The organism is Nocardioides rubriscoriae (assembly GCF_008087085.1).
Taxonomy (GTDB): Bacteria; Actinomycetota; Actinomycetes; order Propionibacteriales; family Nocardioidaceae; genus Nocardioides; species Nocardioides rubriscoriae.
This window is the reverse complement of sequence record NZ_VIYJ01000005.1, coordinates 518,793-540,507: the sequence shown is the minus strand read 5'-3', so window position 1 is coordinate 540,507 and position 21,715 is coordinate 518,793. Positions and strand designations below refer to the sequence as shown.

The following is a 21,715-nucleotide window of genomic DNA, read 5'->3' as shown; positions in this document are numbered from 1 at the left end:
TATGCGGGCGGAACGACCCCGTGTCGCACCACGTGTGCTGACCGCAGCTCGACTGCCTTGGCGGCGCTCCGCCCGCACCCACAACAAACGCGGGTCCCCACCCCTGCTTGTTCAGCAGGCTCCTAGGTCGGGGACGTCGCCGTCGGGCACCTGAGCCGCGTCGAGCGACTCGGTGGGCGGGGCGTCGTAGGCCCCCGAGACCTCGTAGACCACGCCGGAGGTCTCGTCGGGGGAGAACAGGGTGCCGGTCGTCGGGTCGACCAGGGAGTCGGTGACGCCGACCGACAGCGGGAGCCCCGGCGTCGGCAACCAGCTGCCGCCCAGGCCGACGAACTCGACCTGCAGCGTCGCGTCGGACGGGTAGGGCCCGGGTTGCAGCCCCGTGCGCCCGTCGCTGCGGACCGGCTCGAACCGGGTCGAGGTGGTCCACTGCGTGCCGTCGTAGCGGTCGAGGACGACCAGGCGCAGCGGCACCTCGGGGCCGCGGACCCGCAGCAGCTCGGAGTCGGGGTTGTTGGCCCACGCACCGAGCTGGGTCAGCGGGTTGCTCGCGACCACGTCGACGGTCGGCGGGTCGACCAGGGTGCGCGGCTCGAAGGCGGCGCCCACCGGCAGCGTCGCGATCGCCGCCAGCGCCCCGACGCCGACGACCGACACGGGCCCGGCCAGCGACAGCCGCCGGCGCGCGGGCTCGTCGTGCTCGTCGAGCAGCACCCACCCGACCAGGGCCACCACCAGCAGCAGCACCGCGACGATCCCGGCCGGGTCGGCCTCCCCGGCGGTCAGCAGCGCCCCCGCGACGTAGAGCACGGCCCCGCCGGCGACCGGCTCGACCCGCAGCCGGCTGTCGACGCGCAGCCCGACGAGCACCGACACCAACGCCGTCAGCAGCAACGGGCCGACGAGCAGGTCGGCGCGGGCGGGGTAGGGCTGGGGGGCGGTCAGCAGACGGGGGACGACGTCGCGCAGGGTCTGCTCGAGCGACAGCCCGGCGTCGGCGGTCGCCAGGTAGGCCGACATCACCGAGAGCAGCACGATCATCGAGGTCGCGAACCAGCGCGACATGCCGGTGCGCAGGGCCCCGCGCAGCAGCAGCAGCGGGACGGCGGCGGCGACCGCGAAGAGCAGCGAGAGCGTCCAGCGGTGCCAGGCCGTGGCCAGCACCAGCGCGCCGAGCAGCACCAGGGTGACCGGCCAGGCCAGGCGGAGCCCTCGGCCGGCCAGGCCCTCGGGGGCGCCGGTCCGTAGGCCGCTCACGGGTGCACCACGGCGTCCCAGCCCGCCGCCAGCGAGACCGAGGTGGCCCCCCGCAGCACCAGCAGGCCCGCCTCCTGGTGGGCCCCGACCAGGGGCGCGGGGTCGACGACCGCGAGCACCCGGCTCGGGGCCTCGCCCAGGGCCAGGCCGAGCTCGCGCAGGTCGGCGCCGGGGCCCGTGACGGCGACCGCGACGTCGAGGTCGCGGCTGTGCAGCTCGAGGCGGGACAGCGACCCGGTCAGGTCGATCTCGGCGAGCAGCCAGTCGAGGTCCTGGTGCTCCTGCAGCGGGCGCCGGCTGGCCGACCCGGGGACCCGCACCTCGCGCCGGTCGCTCACGGTGTGCAGGCGCACCGGAAGGCCGTCGGCGACCGCGCTGCGGCACAGGGCCGCGGCCAGCTCGACGGCCTCCTCGAAGAGCGCGTCGTCGCCGAGGTAGGCCGACGCGCGGTCGTCGAGGAGCACGCACACGTGGGCCTGGGAGGGCTCGGCGTCCTCACGGACCATGAGGGTGCCGGTACGGGCGCTCGTGGCCCAGTGCAGTCGGCGCAGGTCGTCGCCCATGGCGTACTCGTGCAGCCCGACGAGGTCGGTGCCCCCGAGCTCGTGGGCCTCGTCGGAGCCGGCGAGCGCACGCCGGTGGCCGGGCATCATCCCCGCGAGCGGCACCCGGCGCGGGAGCACCCGCACCTGGTCGACCCCGCCGGTCTCGGTCGAGCGGGCCGCCATCCCGGTCAGGCCGGCCAGCCGGACCTGCAGCGGGCCGACGTCGAGCAGGCCGCGCCGCGGGGTCGGGACGGCGTAGACGACACGGGCCCCCGGTCGGTCGGGCTCGTCCCGGTCGGGCAGCGGTACCGGCACCAGGGCTCCCTGCACCCGGTCGGCCACGTCGAGGCGGACCAGCCCCCGCCGGCGGCGGCCGTGCACCAGCAGGCGGCCCTCGCACGGCGACTGTCGTACGACGACCCGCGGCTCCAGGTCACGCTCGGCGTCCACCGGGCGCGCCGCGACGACCGCGGCCAGCTCGACCAGCACCAGCGCCAGCAGGCACCCGCCCAGCCCGGCGACCAGGAGGTAGCCCCAGGTGAGCCCCGCGGCGAGCAGCACGGCGCCGAGCACGGCCACCGCGCGTCCGCGCCCGGTCGTGCTCGACCACATCAGTCCCACGGCCCGTCCCCCGTCGCCCGTGGGTCAGCCGGCGTCGGGCTGCGGCGGCTGCACGGTCTCGAGGGCCTCGTGGACCACGCCCTCGCTGGTGTGGCCGGCGAGCACGGCGTCGCGGGCCAGCACGGTGCGGTGGGCCAGCACCGGCTCGGCGAGGCGCTGCACGTCGCTGGGGACGACGTAGTGGCGCCCGCGGGCGGCGGCGTAGACCTGCAGGCACCCCACGAGCGCCTTGAGGCCCCGGGTGCTGACGCCGACCCGCACCCGCGGGTCGCGCCGGATCGTCGTGCCGAGGTCGCGCACGTAGCGCAGGATCGGGTCGGCGACGTGCAGCCGCGAGAGCTGGTCGGCAACGGCTGCGACCTCGTCGGGCGTGGTCACCGCCGCGACGTCGTCGACCCGGCCGGCCGTGCTGCCGGGACGCAGCACCTCGATCTCGTGCTCGGCGTCGGGGTAGCCGAGCGACGTGCGCAGCAGGAACCGGTCGAGCTGGGCCTCGGGAAGCCGGTAGGTGCCCTTGAGGTCGATGGGGTTCTGGGTCGCGATGACCACGAACGGCCGGGGCACGGGGTGGCCCACGCCGTCGACGGTGACGGTGCGCTCCTGCATCACCTCGAGCAGGGCCGACTGGGTCTTGGCCGCCGCCCGGTTGATCTCGTCGGCCAGGACGACGTGGGCGAAGACGGGGCCCTGACGGAAGCGGACCTGGCCGTCGCGGGGGTCGAAGACCGTCGTGCCCGTGACGTCGCTCGGCAGCAGGTCGGGGGTGAACTGGATGCGCCCGACCTGGCCGCCCATGGCCCGCGCCACGGCCCGGGCCAGGGTGGTCTTGCCGGTGCCCGGGACGTCCTCGAGGAGTACGTGACCACCCGCGAACGTCGCGACCAGGACCAGGTCGACGACCGCGCGCTTGCCGTGCACGGCGCTCTCGACGGCGTCACCGAGGCGCTGGTGGAGCCGTCCGAAGGCGGCGATCTCCTGCTCGCCGGGCGCGGTCGGGTTGATCAGGGCGGTCATCGTGGGGCCTCTCGGGTCACGGGATCTGGCAGATCTGGCCCGACGGGCAGCTCGGGTTGGGATCGGGGCCCGGCACCACCTGCGGGGTCTGCTTGGTGGTGAAGCCGTAGCCGGCGCTGGCCACCTTGCCGCGGGCGTTCTCGGCGTAGAACACCACGGAGTGGTCGCGGACCCCGTTGTCGGGCTCGTAGATGACGCCGTTGGTGTAGCCGAGGCTCAGCGACGTCTGGTTGCACGCCAGCACCTGGGCGGCGCCGCCGTCGAGGGCGTAGCTGCACACCCCGGGGAACCGTGCCCAGTCGCTCGGCGGCCGCAGCTTGAGCGTGATCGAGCCGGTGCCGTCGTCGGCCGCGTCGTCGGAGCGCGGGCTCGAGCCGTCGACGACCTGGCGCCCGGCCGCGGGCAGCGGTGGCGGGGGCTGCGGCGGGGCCGTGCCGCTGAAGACGCCGGCGGCGCCGGCCCCCAGACCGTTGCGGGCCACCACGGTGACCTGGAAGTCACCGCCGACCTGGCAGTCGGCGTCGGCCTGGCGGCTGCAGGTCCACGTCAGCTCGGCGTCGGCCTGGGTGCCGGCGACCTGGAGGCTGCGGGTGTCGCCGGGGATGGTGACCGCGACGTCGTAGCTGGAGATCGGCTCGCCGTTGGCGGTCGCGCCGCTCCACTGGACGTCGACGACGAAGACCTCCTGGGCGTTGTCGCCCTGGTAGGAGGCGGTGGCGGTGACCGTCGGGGCGCCGGGGCGGGCCGTGGTGGTCACGGCGTTGCTGGCGTACGACGTCGCCTGGCTGTCGCCGAGGACCGCGGTCACGGTGAACGACGTCGACTCGCCGGGCGTCGCGTCGACGAAGGCCTCGCGCACCCAGCCCTTGAGCGCGGGGAAGGTCACGCCCGTGCTCGAGCGGATGATGAAGCCGTCGGCCCGGGGGATGCCCGAGTGGCGCCACGTGACGCGCACCTGGCCCTCGGCCATGGCCTCGGCGCTCACGTCGGTCGGAGCGGTGACGGGTTGGCCCACGCTGCCGCCGTTGCCGCCGCCTCCGGTCGTGATGCCGTTGCCCGGGCAGCCGCCCTTGCCGCCCTTCTTGCCGCCGTTCCTGCCGCCGCCCGCGCCGGTCGGGGGAGCGGTCGGCGAGGGCGCTGAGCCCAGGCTGCCTGCGCCCTGCTGGTCCCCGCACCGCGGGGGCTTGCCGCCGCCGTTCCCGTTGCCGCCGCCGTTGCCGGGGCCGTTGCCGGGGGGTGTCGCACCGCCGGTGGCCGGCGGGTCGGCCGGCGGGCTCGACGGTGGCGAGGGGTCCTCGTCGTCGCCGCCGAGGTCGAGCAGGTCGTCGAGCAGACCCTGCACGGGGTTGCGCGGGGGAGTGGCGCTCGAGGTCAGCCCGTTGGCGGGCAGGTCGGGGTCCTCGCGCACGATCGTGCTGGTGGTGCCGTCGCCGTGCACGACCACGCCCTGCGGCGCGCCGGGGGCGTTGATGACCAGGTTGTCGTCGTCGAGGATCAGCTCGGGGTCGTCGCTGCCCGGGGTCGGGATGTCCTGGGCGGTACGTCGGCCGTCGGGTCCCAGGCGCACCACGCGGCCCTGCCCGAGGCACGGCACGTAGACCTCGCCGCGGAACACCTCGGGGGTGCCGGGCCGGTCGCAGGAGACCGAGCCCATGTCGACCTCGACGATGCCGTCGGGGGTGAGCAGGACGACGTAGCCGTTGTCGGCCGCGGCGACCGGGACCAGGTCGCTGGGCGACCGCTCGGGGGCGTAGATCGTGCCGATGACCTTGGGGGCGTCGGCGGTGAGGTCGTGACCGGTGCCGACCTGGGCGACCAGGCCCTGGTCGGGCCCGAACACCGTCACCCCGCGGTCGTGGGCGACCAGGACCGAGCCGTCGGCGCTGCCGTCGACGACCCCCTCCTCCTCGTCGTCGAACGCCATCCGCTCCGGCGACCAGTCCAGCTGGTGCAGTGTGCCGTCGTCCTCGAGGGCCCAGATGGTGCCCTCGCCGTCGACCGCCGCGTCGGCCAGGCCCCCGGGCGCGACCCAGATGGTGCCGATCGCCTCGGTGGAGACCGGGTCCATCGCAGCGATCGTGGACTGCTCGCCGTCGACGAGGAAGACCCCGTCGTCGTTGTAGATCGTGTCGACGGCGCCACCGGTGCTGATCCGGCGCTGCCCGGAGACCAGGACGCTGGTGAGGTCGAAGGCCAGCAGACGGCCCGTGGTGTGGTCGGCGACGTACATCTGGCCGTCGCGCTCGGCGGTGACCTCGAGGTCGTCACCGGGGTTGCCGACGACCTGCTTGACCTCGAGCTGCCCGGTCGCGGGGTTGACCTGGATGACCTGGCCGCTCGGGTCGTCGCTGAGCCAGGTCAGGCCGTCGGCCACGTCGACCGCGGTGCTGGAGATGCCCTGGCCGAAGAAGACGCCGGCGACCAGCGACCCGGCGACGAGGAGGACCGACAGCTCCGCGGCCCCGCGGGAGTGCCGGGCGCGCAGCCGCTCGGGCACCAGCGCGTCGAGCCGGGCGCGCCACCGTGAGGGCGACCGCGGCGTCGTGGAACCGTTGCCCGGGACCTGGTCCGTCATCACTGCTCCTGTCGTGCCGGTCGTGCCTGTCCTGCGTGTGCCGCCGGGGGTGCTGCTACGCCGTGGACGAGCTGGGCCACCCACGCGGTGCCGCCGTCGCACCACACCCCGCGCCCGGGTCCGGTGAGCGGCTCGGCGGTCTTGGTCGGGACCGAGACACCGAGGACGTCGCCGTCGGCCCACTCCGGGGAGAGGAGGAACCCACGCCGGCTGCGGCGGGCGGTCTCGACCAGGCCCTCCGGACCGCCCCGGGCCTTCGCCTGGGCGGTGTCGGCGGTGACGACCAGCCCGACGAGGTGGCCGTGGGTGCCGAGCACACCCAGGAGACGGTCCCGCGCGCTACGGCGTGCTTCGTCGACTCCGACGCCAGCATCCCAGAGATGGGCGTCGTCGACCATGACCAGCGCCCACCCATCGGGTGACGGCTGGGTGGAACGTTCCGCGAGCCACCGCTCGACCGCGTCCGCCGTGGCGGCCAGGTCGGCCTCGCGGACGACGGTCGGGGGCCGGTCGCCCCGGGCGAGGAGCGCCTGCAGGCCGTCGAGCGCACCGGTGCGCCCGGTGCGGGAGCGCCCCGCGACCAGCACGGGCCCGGCGAGCAGGTCGACCTCGAGGACGGCGACCGCGTCGGCGTCGACGGCGATCGCGACCCGCGACCCGCGCGGGGCCGGCAGCGACGCCTGGTCGAGCCGGGCCGGCATCGGGGGCACCGGCGCGCTCGGCCGGCCCTCGGTGCGCGGGCGCAGCAGCCGGTTGACGGTCTCGATCCGCTCGGCCTGCAGCGGGGTGCCGGCGCCACCGGTGGTGTGCACCTGCACGCTGCGCTTGCCCAGCAGCCCGGCCCCGGGGAGGCTGTCGTGGTCCAGGACGTTGCTCGGGACCCCCAGCATCAGGTAGTCGTCGTTGGTCGTCATCCGCAGCACGATCCGGCGTCCGAACGTCGAGCCCAGCGAGGTCGGCACCCCGGTGCGCCCGGGCGCGGTGGCGATCACGTGGATGCCGACGCGTCGTCCGTTCTGGAGCACGGCCTGCAGCCTCTCCACGTGGGCCGGGGCCACACCTCCACCGGTCTCGAGGCTGTCGACCATGGCCGGGAGGTTGTCGATGAGCACGTAGACGCGCGGCAGCGCCGCGCCCTGCCGGGCCAGGTCGTCGAGGTCGGCGCAGCCGCGGGCGGCGAGGGCCTGGGCCCGCTCGTCCATCGTGCGGCGCAGCAGCCGAACCAGGCGCATCACCCGGCCCGGCTGCGCCTCCGACACGACGGCCTCGACCGTCGGGACCCCGCTGATAGCGGCCAGGCCGCCGCCGGCGAAGTCGATGCCGTAGACGTAGGGCGCGGCGGCGTAGGCGCCGTAGGTGTCGGCGATCGACGCGCTGAGCCCGGCCGAGCGCAGCAGCTCGGTCTTGCCCGACCCGGACGCGCCGTGGACCAGCACGTGCCCGATGGCGGCGAAGTCGAGGACGAGCTCGGGCTGGCGCTGGGCCTCGGGCTCGTCGATCCGCCCGAGGGTGACGGTGCCGCTGGTGCGGCCCGCGGCGCCGACGACCAGGGCCTCGACGTCGAGCAGCAGCTCGCTCGGCAGGGCCGGCAGCCACGGCCGCTTGGGGGCGGGCGCGCCGGAGATGATGAAGGCCTCGTTGATGGTGTGCACGCAGCGCTCGAGGTCGGTGCGGGGGTCGAGCCGCGCCTCGTGGCCGTGACCGTGACCGGTGGCCGCGAGGTCGGCGGTGACCGCGCTGAAGGGATGGACCACGACCGGCACCTCGGAGCCCGCCACCGGCTGACGGGCCCCGGTCCAGGCCGACTGCACGAGCTCGGCGGTGCCGTGCCCGGTCCGGCGGATCCAGGCCCGGCCCGGCGTACGACGCGAGATCCGGGCCGCCTCGGGGCTGTCGATGACGTCGCGGGAGTCGTCTGGCGAGGAGACGCGCAGCGAGATCCGCAGGTCGGCGTTGGCCTTGATGTTGCCGGTGACGACACCCGCGGGGCGCTGGGTCGCCAGGAGCACGTGCATGCCGAGCGACCGGCCGCGCTGGGCGATGTTGACCATGCCGTCGACGAACTCGGGGACCTCGGAGGTCAGCGCCGCGAACTCGTCGACGCAGATCAGCAGGCTGGGGGGCGCCACGTCGGGACGCTCGCGCTCGAGCTGCACGAGGTCCTTGACGCCGTAGTGGCCCAGCAGGTGCTCGCGGTGGTTGATCTCGGCGCCGATGGAGGTCAGGGCCCGCTGCACCAGGGCCGGGGTCAGGTCGGTGATGTAGCCGACGGTGTGGGGCAGGTCGGCGCACTCGCGGAAGGCGGCGCCACCCTTGTAGTCGACGAGCAGGAAGTTGATGCGCGACGCGGGGTTGTTGAGGGCCAGGGAGCACAGCAGCGACTGCAGCAGCTCGCTCTTGCCGGAGCCGGTGGTGCCGGCGACGAGACCGTGGGGGCCGTCCTCGCGCAGGTCGATGGTGGTGACCCCGTCGACGCCGGCGCCGATCTGCGCGCGCAGGCCGCTGGACTGCTGCCAGCGGCGGGTGACCGCGCCGACGTCGTCGAGGTCCTCGAGGTCGGCGCTCAGCTCGGGCAGCCGGACGACGTGGGGGATGGCGGTGCTGGGCGGCAGGACCGCCGCCTCGTCGACGTACGCCGTCATCAGGCGCGCTGCGCGCCACGCACCGTCGAGCGACACCGCGTCGGGGGTCTGGAGGTGCGCGACGCCCTGGCGGTCGGCCTTGCCCACCTCGCCGGTGGTGAGGTCGACGCGCAGCGACGTGGCGGCGGGGACCTGGGTGGCGTCGCGCCCCAGCCACACCAGGTGCAGGCCGCGCTCGGCGGCGACGGCGGCGACCGCCTCGACGGTGCGGCGGGCGATGCCGGCGTCCTCGTCGACCAGGCACAGGGTGTGCCCGCGGCCGGTGTCCTCGGTGACGAGGTGGTCGAGCAGGGCGGTCGCCGCGCGAGCGCCGACGGCGACGGGGGGTTCGCCGCCGACGCGGCTGGTGGCGTGGGGCAGCCAGCGCAGCCAGGCCTCGTGACCGGCGCGGGCGCGCCCGAAGCAGCCGGCGACGCTGAGGTCGGTGGGGGAGTGGTCGAAGGCCAGGCGCAGCACCAGCGAGCGGACGAGGTCGTCGACGGCGTGCGGCTCGCCGGTCAGGGCGACCAGGGGGTGCTCGGTGAGGTCGGCCAGCACGGGCATGTCGGGCAGCTCGTCGCGCTGGCGCAGCTCCTCGGCGACCGCGCGCCGGGTCGGGCGGTCGCCGCCGTCGCCGATGGTGCCGCGCAGCAGCGCGGGCACGGTGCCGATGCCGAGCCGGGTCACCAGGAACGCCTGTCGGGTCTCGGAGCGGGCCCACAGGTAGGGGTCGCGGTGGGCGGCCCGGGTGCGCAGGGTCTCGGCGTCGGGGTAGTCGTCGTGCAGCTGGCGGCGCTGCCGCACGGCGTGGTCGTCGAGGGTGGTGAGCACGTCGTCGACGTCGGCGCGCCACTCGGCGAGCTCCTCCTCGAACTGCGTGTGCGCCGCGCGCTTCTGCTGGCGCCAGCCGAGGAGGCCCAGGATCGGCCAGGCGAGCATGTAGATGATCGAGTAGGCGCTGCGGGAGCGGGCGAACAGCGCGACGCCCATGACCATCGGCAGCATCAGCATCGCCCACGGCAGCGGCGAGGGACGGTTCTTGGTCGGTGGGCTCGGGACCTCGAGGACCTCCTGGGTCAGCGGGTCGCCGAACCGGGGCGACCGGAAGACCGACACGGCCGGCGCCTCGGTGGGCACCTCGCCGGGATCGATGACCAGGGTGCTGCGGCCCAGGCGGATGGGGGTGCCCCAGTCGATCTCGCGCCCGGTCACGATGCGCTCGCCGCCGACGAGCGTGCCGTTGGCCGAGCCCTCGTCGTAGACGGTCGGGCGGGTGCCGAGCACGATGCGCGCGTGGCGCTGGCTGACCAGCGGGTCGGTCAGGCGCATGGTGCACGACGAGCCGCGGCCCAGCGTGAGGGAGCTGCCGCGCACGTGGAGCCGTTGGCCGCGGTCGGGGCCGTCGACCACGCGCAGCACGGCACGGGGCCGGGCGCTGCTCGACGCCCGGGTCAGCCAGGACGGCGGGGCGGTCACGACGTCGAGGAGGTCACCGGTGCGCAGCCCGCACTCCGACACGAGCCGGTCGGCCGGCCACGGGTGCCCGCCGTCGACCGGTACGAGCAGCAGGTGCGCCTGGTCGGGCGCGACGTGCTGCCCCAGGGCCCGGGCCAGGTCGGCGACCGTGGCCTCACCCCGGGCCTGCACCGCCACGTCGACCGACGGCAGCCCGGTCTCGACGGCGGTCCGAAGGCTCAGCGTCCAGCTCTGCATGACGGCTCCTGCGTTCGTGTGGAGGAGGTGACCGGGGACGGCGACGGCCACCGAGCGTGCGCTCGGCGGCCGTCGACCACGGGCGGGTGGGCCGAAGGCCTAGTTGCTGACCTGCTCCTGCTCCTGGGCCTGGTTGTTGATCAGGGTGGAGAACTCCTGGAGCGACTGGCTGACCTTCTGCAGCATGCTCACGTAGTCGCTGCTCCAGGTGTCGCGGGTGCGGTCGGCGTCGGGTCCGATCCAGTCGAAGCCCTGGATGACCTGGGTCATCTTGCCGGTGAGCGCCTCGAGCTCCTGGGAGCCCTGGTTGATCTGCTGGGACGCCTGGCGACCGGCCTCGACATCCATACCCTTCATGGCCATGGAACTGCTCCTTCGTCGTTGATCTTCTGGTGGGTGGTGGGTGTTCTCAGTTGCCGCCGGCGCCCATGCGGGCCCGGACGTGTGCGGTGGCCTCGGCGGCCGTGATCACGCCGTCGTGGTCGGCGTCGAGCTCGCGGTTGGGGCCGTAGGCCCGGTCGCCCTGGGTGAACAGGGCGTCGTCGCCCGCGTGCGGGCTGCCCGCGAGGATGGAGGTGTAGACGCTCTCGAGGCTGCCGAGGCGGCCGCGGTAGGGCTCGAAGTAGCGCTCGACGTAGTGCAGCTGCTCGGTGGGGGTCATCCGGGCGAGCTCGCCGGTGGTGGTGCCGAGGCCGCGCGCGGTGGAGTCCATGAACTGGATGAGGCCGGTGGCGCTGCTGCGCGGGTTGCGGACGTCGCTGGAGAACTGCCCGCCGGTCTCGAAGCTCATCGCGGCCATCAGGTGCTCGGGTCGGGCGCCGAGCCGCTGGCTCATGGCCTCGACCTGGCGCAGGAACTCGGGGGTGACGTGGGGGTTGCCGCGCACGCCAGTGATCTGCTGGTAGTCGTAGCCGGTGGGTGAGGTGTAGCCCTGGCCGAGCTGCACGGGCAACGGGTGGTCGGCGCGGTAGGCGTCGTAGGCGGCCTGGGTGTGCGCGCCCCAGGCCCCGTCGGCGCCCCGGGTGTCGTAGCCGGCGGCGGTGAGCCGCTCCTGCAGCTCCTTGACGCCCTCGCCGCGCGAGCCCCGGCCGTTGCTGGCGGCGAGCCGGTCGATCGCGGCGTCGGTGCCCCCGCCCCCGCGGCTGGCCAGGGCGGCGCCGCCGAGCCCGAGGGCGGCGGCGCCCCCGGCGATGCCGGCTGCGGCGCCGTACGACGCCCCGCCGTCGGACGGCCCGCCGGTCGGGGCCGCGGCGCCCATGGCGTCGGGGGAGCCGGCTCCCAGCGACTGCGCGCCCGGGGCGGCGCCGCCGAGGCCGCCGTCGGCGACCGGGCCGCTGTGCGAGGTCGGGTCGCCGCCGATGCTGGCGGTCCCGAGGGTGGTCTCGCCGCCGGAGGGGCCGCCGGCCTCGAGGCCGGCGCCCGCACCGCCTGCGGTGCCACCGCCGATGCCGCCGATGCCCCCGCCGATGCCGCTGCCGTGTCCGAGGCCGTGGGCGCCCCCGGTCGGTGCGGAGGCGGGGCCGAGGTCGCGGGGCCCGAGCTCGGGACCGCCGCCGACGGTGTGCGACCCGAGCGGGGTCGCCGTGCCGGGCTCGGCCTCGACGCCGGCACCGTCGCCGTCGAGGTCGATGCCGGTGTCGATCATGAGGTGGCCGTCGGCGCCGACCGTGAGGCGCGGGCCGGTGGTGGTGCCGGTGCTGCCGGTGCTGCCGGACGTGGTCGCGTCGCCGAGGGGTGCGCCGGCGATCGGCTCGCCCTGGTAGGGGGTGACGGGGGCGGGGAGCGCGGGCGACTGGTAGGTCGGCAGCGAGCCGTAGTCGACGGTGCCGCCGTTGCTGGCCTCGTCCTGGGCGTCGGCCTGCGCGCCCAACACGGTGGCGAACAGGCCGAGGGCCTGCGAGATCTTCTGCAGCCACGGCACGACCGTGGTCTCGAGGTACTCGGCGTAGGCCAGGCTGGCCCCGCCGGAGAAGAACGACGCGGCCCGCAGGATCGCGATCAGGGCCCGCAGGAACATGATGACCTGGTCGGTGGTCTCCTTGCCCTCCTGGAACTCCCGGCCGACCTCGCGCAGCTCCTCGGTGTCCGCTCCGATCAACGCCATCGCCCTGCTCCTGTCCGAGAACCTCTGCGTCGGGGTGCGGGCCGGGTGGTCCGCTGCCGAGGAAACTAGGCACCGCCGACCGCGCGGGTCGAGAGCGGTGCGGGTGGAAACTTCCGCTCCGCACGGCCCGCCCGACGGTCCGCTCGAGAGCCGGCCGCCCCCCCGACACGCCACGGACCACCGGAGCGGTGGCGGCTCCGGTGGTCCGGGGGTCGGGGCGCGATCGGTCGCGCGTCAGGTGCGGGTCAGGTGCGGGTCAGGAGCTGATGGCGTCCTGCTGGTCGGCCTTGGCGATCAGGTAGGCGGCCTGCTGCTTGATGTCCTCGCACGCGGCGTGGGCGTTGGGCACGAAGTGCTGGCCGATGTCGGCGGCGATGCGGTCCTTGTCGGCGCCGATCCAGCTGGTGCCCTGCACCCGGGCCAGCAGCCGGGCGCAGACGTCGCCGACGACGGCGGCGTGGGAGTCCATCGCGTGGGCCGTCGAGCGGGCCTGGTCGGTGTCCATGCCCTGCATGTTGTGGGCCATGTGCGCTCCTGCGGGTGGGGTGGGTCCGGGTCGGCCACGACGGTAGGCAGCGCGTCGACCCGACCGCTAGGACACCGCCGGTGGAACCTTCCGGGCCGCGGCGGCCCGCTCGACGCGCTCGAGGTCGTCGACGGTCACCAGGCGGACCTCGGCGGTGCGGCGTCCGATCGCGAAGCGCACGTTCTGGGCGCGGCCGCGACCGGCGTTGAACGGGTCCTCCTTGGGACCGAAGGCCAGCCCCGAGATGGCGCGGATGGCGTCGTCGACGCGCTGGGCGCGCTCGAGGTTCCAGGCGTAGCCGTGCCAGGCCAGGACGCGCTCGTAGATCTCGCGGTTGGACGGCGGGCGCGGGTAGTCGTCGGTGCCGGTCAGCCAGGGCTCGGCCAGCGCCAGGGCGACGTACCACTCCCGCGACAGCGGGGGCAGTCGCGGTGCCGGAGCGGTGGCGGTCGCGTCGAGGTCGGCGAACGGGTCCTCGACCGGGCGGGGGCGCGCGGCCGGCACGGGCACGGAGGTCGTCACCTCGACGGTGATCGACAGGTCGTCGTAGGTCGTGGGGCCGGTCTGGCGCCCGCGCATCACGACGAGCTGGTTCTCGCCCTCGTCGAGGAGCAGCGCCATGCCCTCGGCCACGGTGACCCGGCGCGCGCCACCGGGGGCGTCGAAGAGGCTCGAGACCTGGGTCTCGCCCGAGCCGTGCCAGCGCAGGCGGGCGATCTCGTCGCCGACGACGAGCTCGCCGAGCAGCCGGCTCACGTGGGGCGCGCACCGGGGCAGCGCGATGGCGGTGACGCGCAGGGCGTCGTCGGGGTCGTCGTCGGGCACGGCGTGGTGAGGGGATCGGCCGAAGAGGAGGGTCTCGCCGGACCCGAGCGTGACCGTGGGGAGGCCCGCCCCGCGCAGGGTCACGCGGAGCACAGGACCTCGTGCCTGGCGCGTCCTCGAGCCCGTCCTAGCACCGCTGGCTGCATGCTCGGCATCCAACCACAGCGCGGTGGCCACGCGGGGTCCTCGCGGGGTCCCCGCGGTGTCGACCGATTGAGTGCACATATGTCCACTCAACGGCTAGGATGTCGGCCATGTCCCCGACCAAGGCACCTCCCGGCCCGAGCGTGCTCGACGCCCTCTCGCTGCTCTCCGAGGTCGCCGACGAGCTGGTCGTCAAGAGCGTGCGCGACACCCACCTGGCCTGGGCCGACCGGGCCCACGGGCTCACGCGCCGCGCCGCCGGCAGCGCCGGGCCGGTCGTCGCCGTGCCCGAGGTGCTCCACCGCGGCATCGCCGCCGCCGTCTACGAGGGGCTCGGCCTGGGACTGCGCGCGGCGTCGCGGGGCTTCGACAAGGCGGCGGCGACCGGCATCGGCCCGCGCCTCGAGGCGACCCCCCGCGGGCGCTTCGTCTCCTCGGCCGTCAACGGCCTGATCGGGGACCGGCTCCTCGAGCAGCGCCCGCAGATGGCGATCCCGATGGCGGTGCGCCTGCACGGCGAGGACGTCGCCCCCGAGGCCGACGACCTCGCCGCGGCCTTCCCCGACGCCGGCGGCAAGCTCGTGCTGTTCCTGCACGGCCTGTGCGAGAACGAGTCCTACTGGAACCGCGACCGCGATCGCCAGGGCACGACCTACGGCGAGTCGTTGGCCGCCGACGGCTGGACCCCGCTCTTCCTGCGCGTCAACACCGGCCTGCCGCTGCGCGAGAACGGCGTCGCGCTGACCGCCCTGGTCCAGCGCCTGGTCGAGGCCTGGCCGGTCCCGGTCACGCGGATCGCGCTGGTCGGTCACTCCCTCGGCGGGCTGGTCGTCCGCGCCGCGGGCGCCGTCGCCGCCGCAGGCCCCACCGACCCCACTGCCCCGGGCGCGCCGGACTGGAACTCCCTGGTCACCGACGTCGTCACCCTCGGCACCCCCCACCTGGGGGCGCCGATCGCCTGGGGCATCGGCCACGGCAGCCGGGGCCTGGCCAAGCTGCCCGAGACCGCCGCCTTCGGCCGGATCCTCGACTGGCGCTCCCTCGGGGTGCACGACCTGGTGGCCGGGCTCGCCGAGGACGTCGCCCCGCTGCCGCACGCGCGCTACCGCCTCGTGTGCGCCACGCTCACCCGGGCCGAGCGGCACCCCGTGGGCCAGGTCGTCGGCGACCTGCTGGTGCGGCCGCGCTCGGCGTACGGACGCGACCGGGCGGGCCGTGAGCTGTTCCCCGGCGCCGAGGTGCTGCACGTCGGTCGCACCGACCACTTCGGGCTGCTCAACCATCCGGACGTGCTCGTCGCCCTGCGCCGCTGGCTGTCATGATCCGGCGGTGACCTCTGCTCCCGCTCCTGACACCGCCGCCGACCGCGAGCTGCGCGCCGAGACGACCGTCGACGCCCCGCCCGAGACCGTCTGGGCCGCGCTCACCGACTTCTCCCGGATGAGCGAGTGGAGCCCCGAGCTCCTCGCCATGAAGCCGCTGCTGCGCGGTGGCCTGCGCGTCGGTCAGCAGTACGTCGGCCTCAACCGTCGCAAGGCCGTCGTGTGGCCGACGCGGTCGGTCGTCGCCGAGCTCGAGCCCGGCCGCTCGATCGCCTGGGACACCCGCTCGAGCGGCGCCCGCTGGATCTGGGAGCTCGCCCCCACCCCCGACGGTCGCACCCACGTCGTCCACCGCCGACCCGTGCCGCGCCGGCTGACCCGCCTCAGCGGGCTCTTCGCCGCCGCCCTGCTCGGGGGCGCCGGCGGCCACGCCGACGAGCTCGAGGCCGGCATGGCCACCACGGTGCAGCGGCTCAAGGTCGCGGTCGAGGGCGCCTGAGCCCTCCTCCTCCGCCCCTCAGCGGGCCCGGTGGGTGCGGAAGGCCACGACCTGCTGGAAGGTCGGACGGTTCTGCCAGTCGATCGGCCGGACGCCGACCAGGCCGCCGGTGACCGCGCGGATGTCGTCCTCGTGCTTGTCGTAGGTCAGTCGCGCGGGGTCGGTGACCCCCTGCTCGCGCAGCACCCGGTTGACGGTGGTGAGCAGCGAGGACCGCAGGCTCGTGCGACAGCGCTTCAGCGACCCGCTGCCGCAGTAGCCCTCGTGGTAGGCGCCCGGCACCCGCTGGCCGAGCAGCGTGCGCAGGTCCTTGTTGACGTAGCCGTACCAGGCGATGCCGTTGAACGACGAGCCGATGCCCTGGCGCGGGTGGTCGTCGATCTTCTGCGGCAGCACGTCGACCAGGCGGCCCAGCCGGTTGCGCAGCACGGTGCGCGCGACCGAACGGTCGCCGTGCTCCCACCAGTCGTCGAAGATCGCGATCGCGGCCTGGTCGGCGTACGCGCCGTTGCGGTCCTGGTCGCGGCGCTGCGCACCGTGACGCAGCCAGGTCCGCAGCAGCCCGCGCGCCCGGGCCGTGCGCGGGTCGTCGCCGATGACCGCTAGGAGCCAGGGCAGCGTCTCGGCGGCGCGCACGTCGGCGGTGGCCGCGCCCGACATCACCCCGACCATCCCGGGCAGGTCGATGCGTCCGGTCCCGTCGATGCGGGCCCGCAGCCGCTTCTCGAGCGCGAGCGAGCGGTAGACCGAGCCGTAGCTCCAGTTGCCGTCCTCGGCGGCGAAGCCCGGTGCCTGCTTGTTGTTCCAGCTCACGAGGTAGCCCCGGGCCGGGTTGGTCTCGCGCGGGTGCTCGTCGAAGCGCAGGTAGCGCCGCCAGTCGTAGGTCGCGTCGCCCCACCGCGGCAGGTCGGGCTCGACCCCCGGTGCGCGCACCGGCAGCAGCCCCGAGGAGTAGTAGGAGATGTCGCGGTCGTCGGCGTAGAACCAGTTGAAGGAGAAGTCGATGTGGCTGGCCGCCTCCTGGAAGGTGGCGGCGTCCTTGACGTAGCCGGGGTCGTTGAACTGCGAGAACCCGATGACCGAGTCGACCTCGTGGCCGTACGTCGAGCGCTGCGCGACGATCGCCACGGGCCTGCCGCCCACGGTGGTCCGGGTCTGCACGATGCCGTGGCGGGTGCGCAGCACCAGGAACTCGTAGGTGCGCGGCAGGGTGGGCGACGTCGCGTTGGGCGTGGTCGTCTCGGTGTGGGTCGACTGCTTCATCGGCACGCAGCGCGACCCGACGCGGTAGCCGGTCGAGCGGACCGTCGCGCGGCCGCCCCCGGGCACGCAGAGGCGCTCGACCACCGTGTCGACGTTGTCGCTGCCCGAGCTCGTCGCCGACCAGGCGTAGTCGAGGCCGCGGCCGAGCTGGACGAAGAGGTTGGTGCCGGCGAAGGCGACGCCGCGGGCGCGGATGCCGGGCCCGTCGAGCACCTGCTCGACGAGCAGCTGCGGGGCGTAGTAGCCGGTCTGCGGCCCGAAGACGGCCAGCGGGCGACCGGTGGTGCTCTGCTTGCCGGTGACCAGCAGCGCGTTGCTCATGCCGTGGCGCTCGAGCGCGAGGTCGATCGTGGTGCCGTCGGGCAGGTCGATGGTGCCGCCCGGGGTCTGCTCCAGCGTCGTGGGCGCGGGCCGGCTGCGGCCGGCGGTGCCGCGCAGCATCGCCCCGGTGCCCGGGGCGGTGGCGCCGCCGGTGTCGGGCAGGGCGACCCCCGGCAGGCCGGGTCGCAGGCCGCCGGTCTGGAACGGCTGCGGGGTGCTCGAGGTCGTGGGGGCCGAGGGGTCGTTCTTGGCGCGCAGGTCGTCGTACACCCGGCGCGCCTCGGCGCGACCGAACTTGGCGGTCAGGGCCTTGAGCCACGCGGCGTTGGACGCCTCGGCGCCACCACCCCGGCCGAAGATGCCCCCGACGAGCGAGGCGACGTAGACGACGTCGGCGCGGGTCCAGGGCTCGACCTGCTTCTGCAGCGCGGCGTACTCGACCGGGCAGGTCGGGGCGACGACCACCGGGCAGAGCGCCTGCTGGGCGGCGTTGATGCCCTCGACGAAGGAGTCGACGGCGGTGATCAGCCGGGCCCCACCGGCGCCGGCGCGTCGGGCGGCCTTCGCGACCTGCGCGGACGCCTCGGCCTCGGTGTAATAGGCCGAGCGCAGCTGGCCCTGGTCCATCGCGAGGTTGGCGGGGGTGTCCCCGACGAACTCGGCCAGGCGGGCCTGACCGGTGTGGCGCAGGACGTCCATGAGGAACATCCGGTCCTCGACGGCGGCGTACCCGGCGCCGTACTCGACGTCGGCGAAGGTCGCGCCCTCGATGAAGGGGACGCCGTACCGGTCGCGGACGATCGTCAGGCCCGGGCGCGGGGACGAGGTGCTCTCGGGGTCGATCGGGGTGAAGCCGGCGTCCTTGTAGAGGTCGTCGAGGTCGCCGGCGTCGAGCGTCGCCGGGTCCTTGGTCGTCAGGGCGTCGTAGATCTCGAGCTGGTCGGCGAAGTGGGCGGGGGAGTCGCCGGTCGCCGTCGTGCTCCCGCCGAGGGCGGCCACGTCGAGGGCCGTCGCGTTGCCGTGGGAGCCCGGCGGCAGGATGTTGCGCACCTCCGGTGGCGCGGCGGCGCGCCGCGCACCGCCGGGGCGCGGGCCGTCGCCGGCGGCCGCGGCGGCGAGGTCCGGTGCGGGGCCGACCAGGGTCAGCCCGGCGGCGAGCGCGGCCAGGGCGGCGATGAACGGGATGGGGCGCCGGCGACGCATGGTGCTCCTCGAGACGGTGGCTGTGACGACGGGCACAACGAGCCGGGAGGGTCGGGGTCACGGGCGCAGGGCAGGTGCGAGCGGCGGTCTGTCTGCTGATGGCGAACACCACCCGATGTCACGTGGTTGTGTCCCCGCCGCGGGCTAGGGTCGGCGACGTGAACCCCAACCCTGACCAACACCGCACAGACCACCTGATGGGTGGCGGCGGCGGGCTCAACGTGCTCGACGACCACATCTACCAGCGCCTGCTGCGTGAGCGCATCGTGTTCCTGGGCTCCGAGGTCCGTGACCAGAACGCCAACGCGATCTGCGCCCAGCTCCTGCTGCTCTCCGCGGAGGACCCCGAGGCCGACATCTTCCTCCACATCAACAGCCCCGGCGGCTCCGTCGACGCCGGCATGGCGATCTACGACACGATGAACTACATCCCCAACGACGTCGCGACCGTGGGCATGGGCCTGGCCGCGTCGATGGGGCAGTTCCTGCTGTGCGCCGGCACCAAGGGCAAGCGCTACGCCCTGCCGCACGCGCGGATCATGATGCACCAGCCGTCGTCCGGCATGGGCGGCTCGGCCTCCGACATCAAGATCCAGGCCCAGCAGTCGCTGCACATCAAGAAGGTGCTGCTCGACCTCATCGCCGAGCACACCGGTCAGTCGGTCGAGCAGGTCATCGCCGACGCCGACCGCGACCGCTGGTTCACCGCCGAGCAGGCCCTCGAGTACGGCCTGGTCGACCAGGTCGTCAAGAACGCCCGCGAAGCAGCCGACGAGGGGCGCCCCGCGCGCCAGAAGGACTGAGGAACAGGCGATGAACTACTACATCCCGCAGTGGGAAGAGCGCACCTCCTACGGCTTCCGCCGCATCGACCCCTACGGCAAGCTGTTCGAGGAGCGCATCATCTACCTCGGCACGCCGATCTCCGACGACGTCGCCAACGCCGTCATCGCACAGCTGCTGTGCCTGCAGTCGATGAACCCCGACCAGGACATCAGCATCTACATCAACAGCCCCGGTGGCTCCTTCACCGCGCTGACGGCGATCTACGACACGATGCGCTTCATCAAGCCCGACGTGCAGACCGTCTGCCTGGGCCAGGCGGCCTCGGCCGCCGCGATCCTGCTCGCCGCCGGCACCCCGGGCAAGCGCCTGGCGCTGCCCAACAGCCGCATCCTGATCCACCAGCCCTACACCGAGGGCACGTTCGGCCAGACCTCCGACATCGAGATCCAGGCCAACGAGATCCTGCGGATGCGCGACCTGCTCGAGAAGATGATCAGCGACCACAGCGGCAAGGCCATCGAGGAGGTCAGCCGCGACATCGAGCGCGACAAGATCCTCACCGCCGAGCAGGCCGTCGAGTACGGCCTGATCGACTCGGTCCTCGAGTCGCTGAAGACACCCGCCCTCGCCTGAGGCTCCCCACGACGGATCGCCGTGTCCGCCCCCCGCGGGGGGCGGCACGGGGTACCGTCGGACAGTTCCCGCACAGTTCCCGCACGTCTGCTCCACCCCCACGTGATCGACACCCGCTCGACACTCGTCAACCCAGGAGGACCCGCCCGTGGCACGCATCGGTGACGGAGGCGACCTGCTGAAGTGCTCCTTCTGCGGCAAGAGCCAGAAGCAGGTCAAGAAGCTCATCGCCGGCCCCGGCGTCTACATCTGCGACGAGTGCATCGACCTGTGCAACGAGATCATCGAGGAGGAGCTGAGCGAGGGCACCGAGGTCAGCCTCGACGAGCTGCCCAAGCCCAAGGAGATCTTCGAGTTCCTCAACTCCTACGTCATCGGGCAGGAGCAGGCCAAGAAGTCCCTGGCCGTCGCGGTCTACAACCACTACAAGCGCGTCCAGGCCGGTCTGCAGCCCCAGTCGGGCAAGCACTCCAAGGACGAGGTCGTCGAGGTCGCCAAGTCCAACATCCTGGTCATCGGCCCCACCGGCTGCGGCAAGACCTACCTCGCCCAGACCCTGGCCCGCATGCTCAACGTGCCGTTCGCGATCGCCGACGCCACCGCGCTGACCGAGGCCGGCTACGTCGGTGAGGACGTCGAGAACATCCTCCTCAAGCTCATCCAGGCCGCCGACTACGACGTCAAGAAGGCCGAGACCGGCATCATCTACATCGACGAGATCGACAAGGTGGCCCGCAAGGCCGAGAACCCCTCGATCACGCGCGACGTCTCCGGCGAGGGCGTGCAGCAGGCGCTGCTCAAGATCATCGAGGGCACGACCGCCTCGGTGCCGCCCCAGGGCGGTCGCAAGCACCCCCACCAGGAGTTCATCCAGATCGACACCACCAACATCCTGTTCGTGGTGGGCGGCGCCTTCGCCGGGCTCGAGCACATCATCGAGCAGCGCGTCGGCAAGAAGACCCTCGGCTTCACCGCCGAGGTGCGCGGTGCCGAGGAGAAGGCCCAGGAGGACCTGCTGGCCCTGGTCCGCCCCGAGGACCTCACCAAGTTCGGCCTGATCCCCGAGTTCATCGGCCGGCTGCCGCTGATCGCGAGCGTCACCAAGCTCGACCAGGCCGCGCTGGTCCAGATCCTCACCGAGCCGCGCAACGCCCTGACCAAGCAGTACCGCAAGCTCTTCGAGCTCGACGGTGTCGACCTCGAGTTCACCGACGAGGCGATCCAGTCGATCGCCGACAAGGCCCTCGAGCGGGGCACCGGCGCCCGTGGCCTGCGCGCCATCATCGAGGAGGTCCTCCTCTACGTGATGTACGACGTCCCCTCCCGCGGCGACGTCGCCAAGGTGATCATCAGCGACAAGGTCGTGCTCGGCGAGGACACCCCCGAGCTCGTCCTGCGCGAGCCCGAGGCCAAGAAGAAGAAGTCGGCCTGACCCGACCGGTGACCCGTGGTCGCGACCACGCCGACGACCCGCCGTCCGGTGTGGTGCCGTCGTGCGTGCACACTGTCCCCTGCAGGACGGTCAGGTCCCTCTCGGGCACGGAAGGCGGACTCGGATGAGCCGTAGTCAAGGCGTCGCGATCGGCGCGTTCATCGGGGTCTTCCTCGTGTTCGCCACCCTGGTCGCCACCCGCTGACCCGTCGCGTCTACGCGACGGGTCAGCGCCCATCCCTGTCGACCCGTCGCGTAGACGCGACGGGTCGACCTCTTCCTGTGGATGACGGGGGAGGGTCTGTGGATAG

General features: G+C 73.9%; 15 protein-coding genes. 5 read left to right on the top strand and 10 right to left on the bottom strand.

Annotated features, from left to right (window positions below):
- Window positions 1-111: 111 nt before the first annotated feature.
- The 9 genes from FZC61_RS23080 to FZC61_RS12050 form a co-directional block, all read right to left on the bottom strand.
- The gene (locus FZC61_RS23080) at window positions 112-1,257 is read right to left on the bottom strand and encodes a TgpA N-terminal domain-containing protein (protein WP_170286084.1); all 1,146 of its coding nucleotides are present in this window, start codon (window positions 1,255-1,257) and stop codon (window positions 112-114) included.
- Window positions 1,254-2,414: a DUF58 domain-containing protein gene (locus FZC61_RS23940; protein WP_281289818.1), complete on the bottom strand. Its 1,161-nt coding sequence runs from the start codon at window positions 2,412-2,414 to the stop codon at window positions 1,254-1,256. Before FZC61_RS23940 ends, FZC61_RS23080 begins: the two co-directional genes overlap by 4 nt.
- Before the next feature lie 33 nt (window positions 2,415-2,447).
- On the bottom strand, window positions 2,448-3,437 hold the full coding sequence (locus FZC61_RS12080) for an AAA family ATPase (protein WP_148614399.1): 990 nt from the start codon (window positions 3,435-3,437) through the stop codon (window positions 2,448-2,450).
- A gap of 16 nt (window positions 3,438-3,453) precedes the next feature.
- The gene (locus tag FZC61_RS12075) at window positions 3,454-6,012 is read right to left on the bottom strand and encodes an NHL repeat-containing protein (protein ID WP_148614398.1); all 2,559 of its coding nucleotides are present in this window, start codon (window positions 6,010-6,012) and stop codon (window positions 3,454-3,456) included.
- On the bottom strand, window positions 6,012-10,346 hold the full coding sequence (locus FZC61_RS12070) for a type VII secretion EssC family protein (RefSeq protein ID WP_148614397.1): 4,335 nt from the start codon (window positions 10,344-10,346) through the stop codon (window positions 6,012-6,014). Before FZC61_RS12070 ends, FZC61_RS12075 begins: the two co-directional genes overlap by 1 nt.
- 99 nt (window positions 10,347-10,445) lie before the next feature.
- Window positions 10,446-10,709, bottom strand: coding sequence for a hypothetical protein (locus FZC61_RS12065; protein WP_148614396.1), 264 nt, complete (start codon window positions 10,707-10,709; stop codon window positions 10,446-10,448).
- Window positions 10,710-10,755: 46 nt separating this feature from the next.
- A complete protein-coding gene (locus FZC61_RS12060) occupies window positions 10,756-12,450 on the bottom strand; it encodes a peptidoglycan-binding domain-containing protein (protein WP_148614395.1) in 1,695 nt (564 codons plus the stop codon).
- 256 nt (window positions 12,451-12,706) lie between these two features.
- Window positions 12,707-12,976, bottom strand: coding sequence for a hypothetical protein (locus FZC61_RS12055; protein ID WP_148614394.1), 270 nt, complete (start codon window positions 12,974-12,976; stop codon window positions 12,707-12,709).
- Between the two features lie 66 nt (window positions 12,977-13,042).
- On the bottom strand, window positions 13,043-13,894 hold the full coding sequence (locus FZC61_RS12050; protein WP_148614393.1) for a hypothetical protein: 852 nt from the start codon (window positions 13,892-13,894) through the stop codon (window positions 13,043-13,045).
- Between the two features lie 161 nt (window positions 13,895-14,055).
- Between FZC61_RS12050 and FZC61_RS12045 the strand changes: the two genes are divergently transcribed.
- Complete coding sequence (locus FZC61_RS12045) at window positions 14,056-15,267, top strand: esterase/lipase family protein (RefSeq protein ID WP_148614392.1); 1,212 nt, start codon at window positions 14,056-14,058, stop codon at window positions 15,265-15,267.
- A gap of 7 nt (window positions 15,268-15,274) precedes the next feature.
- Complete coding sequence (locus FZC61_RS12040; protein ID WP_170286083.1) at window positions 15,275-15,766, top strand: SRPBCC family protein; 492 nt, start codon at window positions 15,275-15,277, stop codon at window positions 15,764-15,766.
- Window positions 15,767-15,784: 18 nt separating this feature from the next.
- On the opposite strand, the gene FZC61_RS12035 is transcribed toward FZC61_RS12040, so the two are convergent.
- Complete coding sequence (locus tag FZC61_RS12035; protein WP_148614390.1) at window positions 15,785-18,553, bottom strand: penicillin acylase family protein; 2,769 nt, start codon at window positions 18,551-18,553, stop codon at window positions 15,785-15,787.
- 197 nt (window positions 18,554-18,750) lie between these two features.
- On the opposite strand from FZC61_RS12035, the gene FZC61_RS12030 reads away from it, so the two are divergent.
- The 3 genes from FZC61_RS12030 (at window position 18,751) to clpX (ending at window position 21,404) form a co-directional block, all read left to right on the top strand.
- Window positions 18,751-19,356: an ATP-dependent Clp protease proteolytic subunit gene (locus tag FZC61_RS12030; RefSeq protein ID WP_148614448.1), complete on the top strand. Its 606-nt coding sequence runs from the start codon at window positions 18,751-18,753 to the stop codon at window positions 19,354-19,356.
- Window positions 19,357-19,366: 10 nt separating this feature from the next.
- Window positions 19,367-19,972 carry an ATP-dependent Clp protease proteolytic subunit gene (locus tag FZC61_RS12025; protein WP_148614389.1) on the top strand — a complete coding sequence of 202 codons (606 nt, stop codon included), beginning with the start codon at window positions 19,367-19,369 and terminating at the stop codon, window positions 19,970-19,972.
- Between the two features lie 148 nt (window positions 19,973-20,120).
- Entirely contained in the window at window positions 20,121-21,404 is a 1,284-nt protein-coding gene (gene clpX / locus FZC61_RS12020) for an ATP-dependent Clp protease ATP-binding subunit ClpX (RefSeq protein ID WP_148614388.1), read from the top strand.
- The last annotated feature ends 311 nt before the right edge of the window (window positions 21,405-21,715 follow it).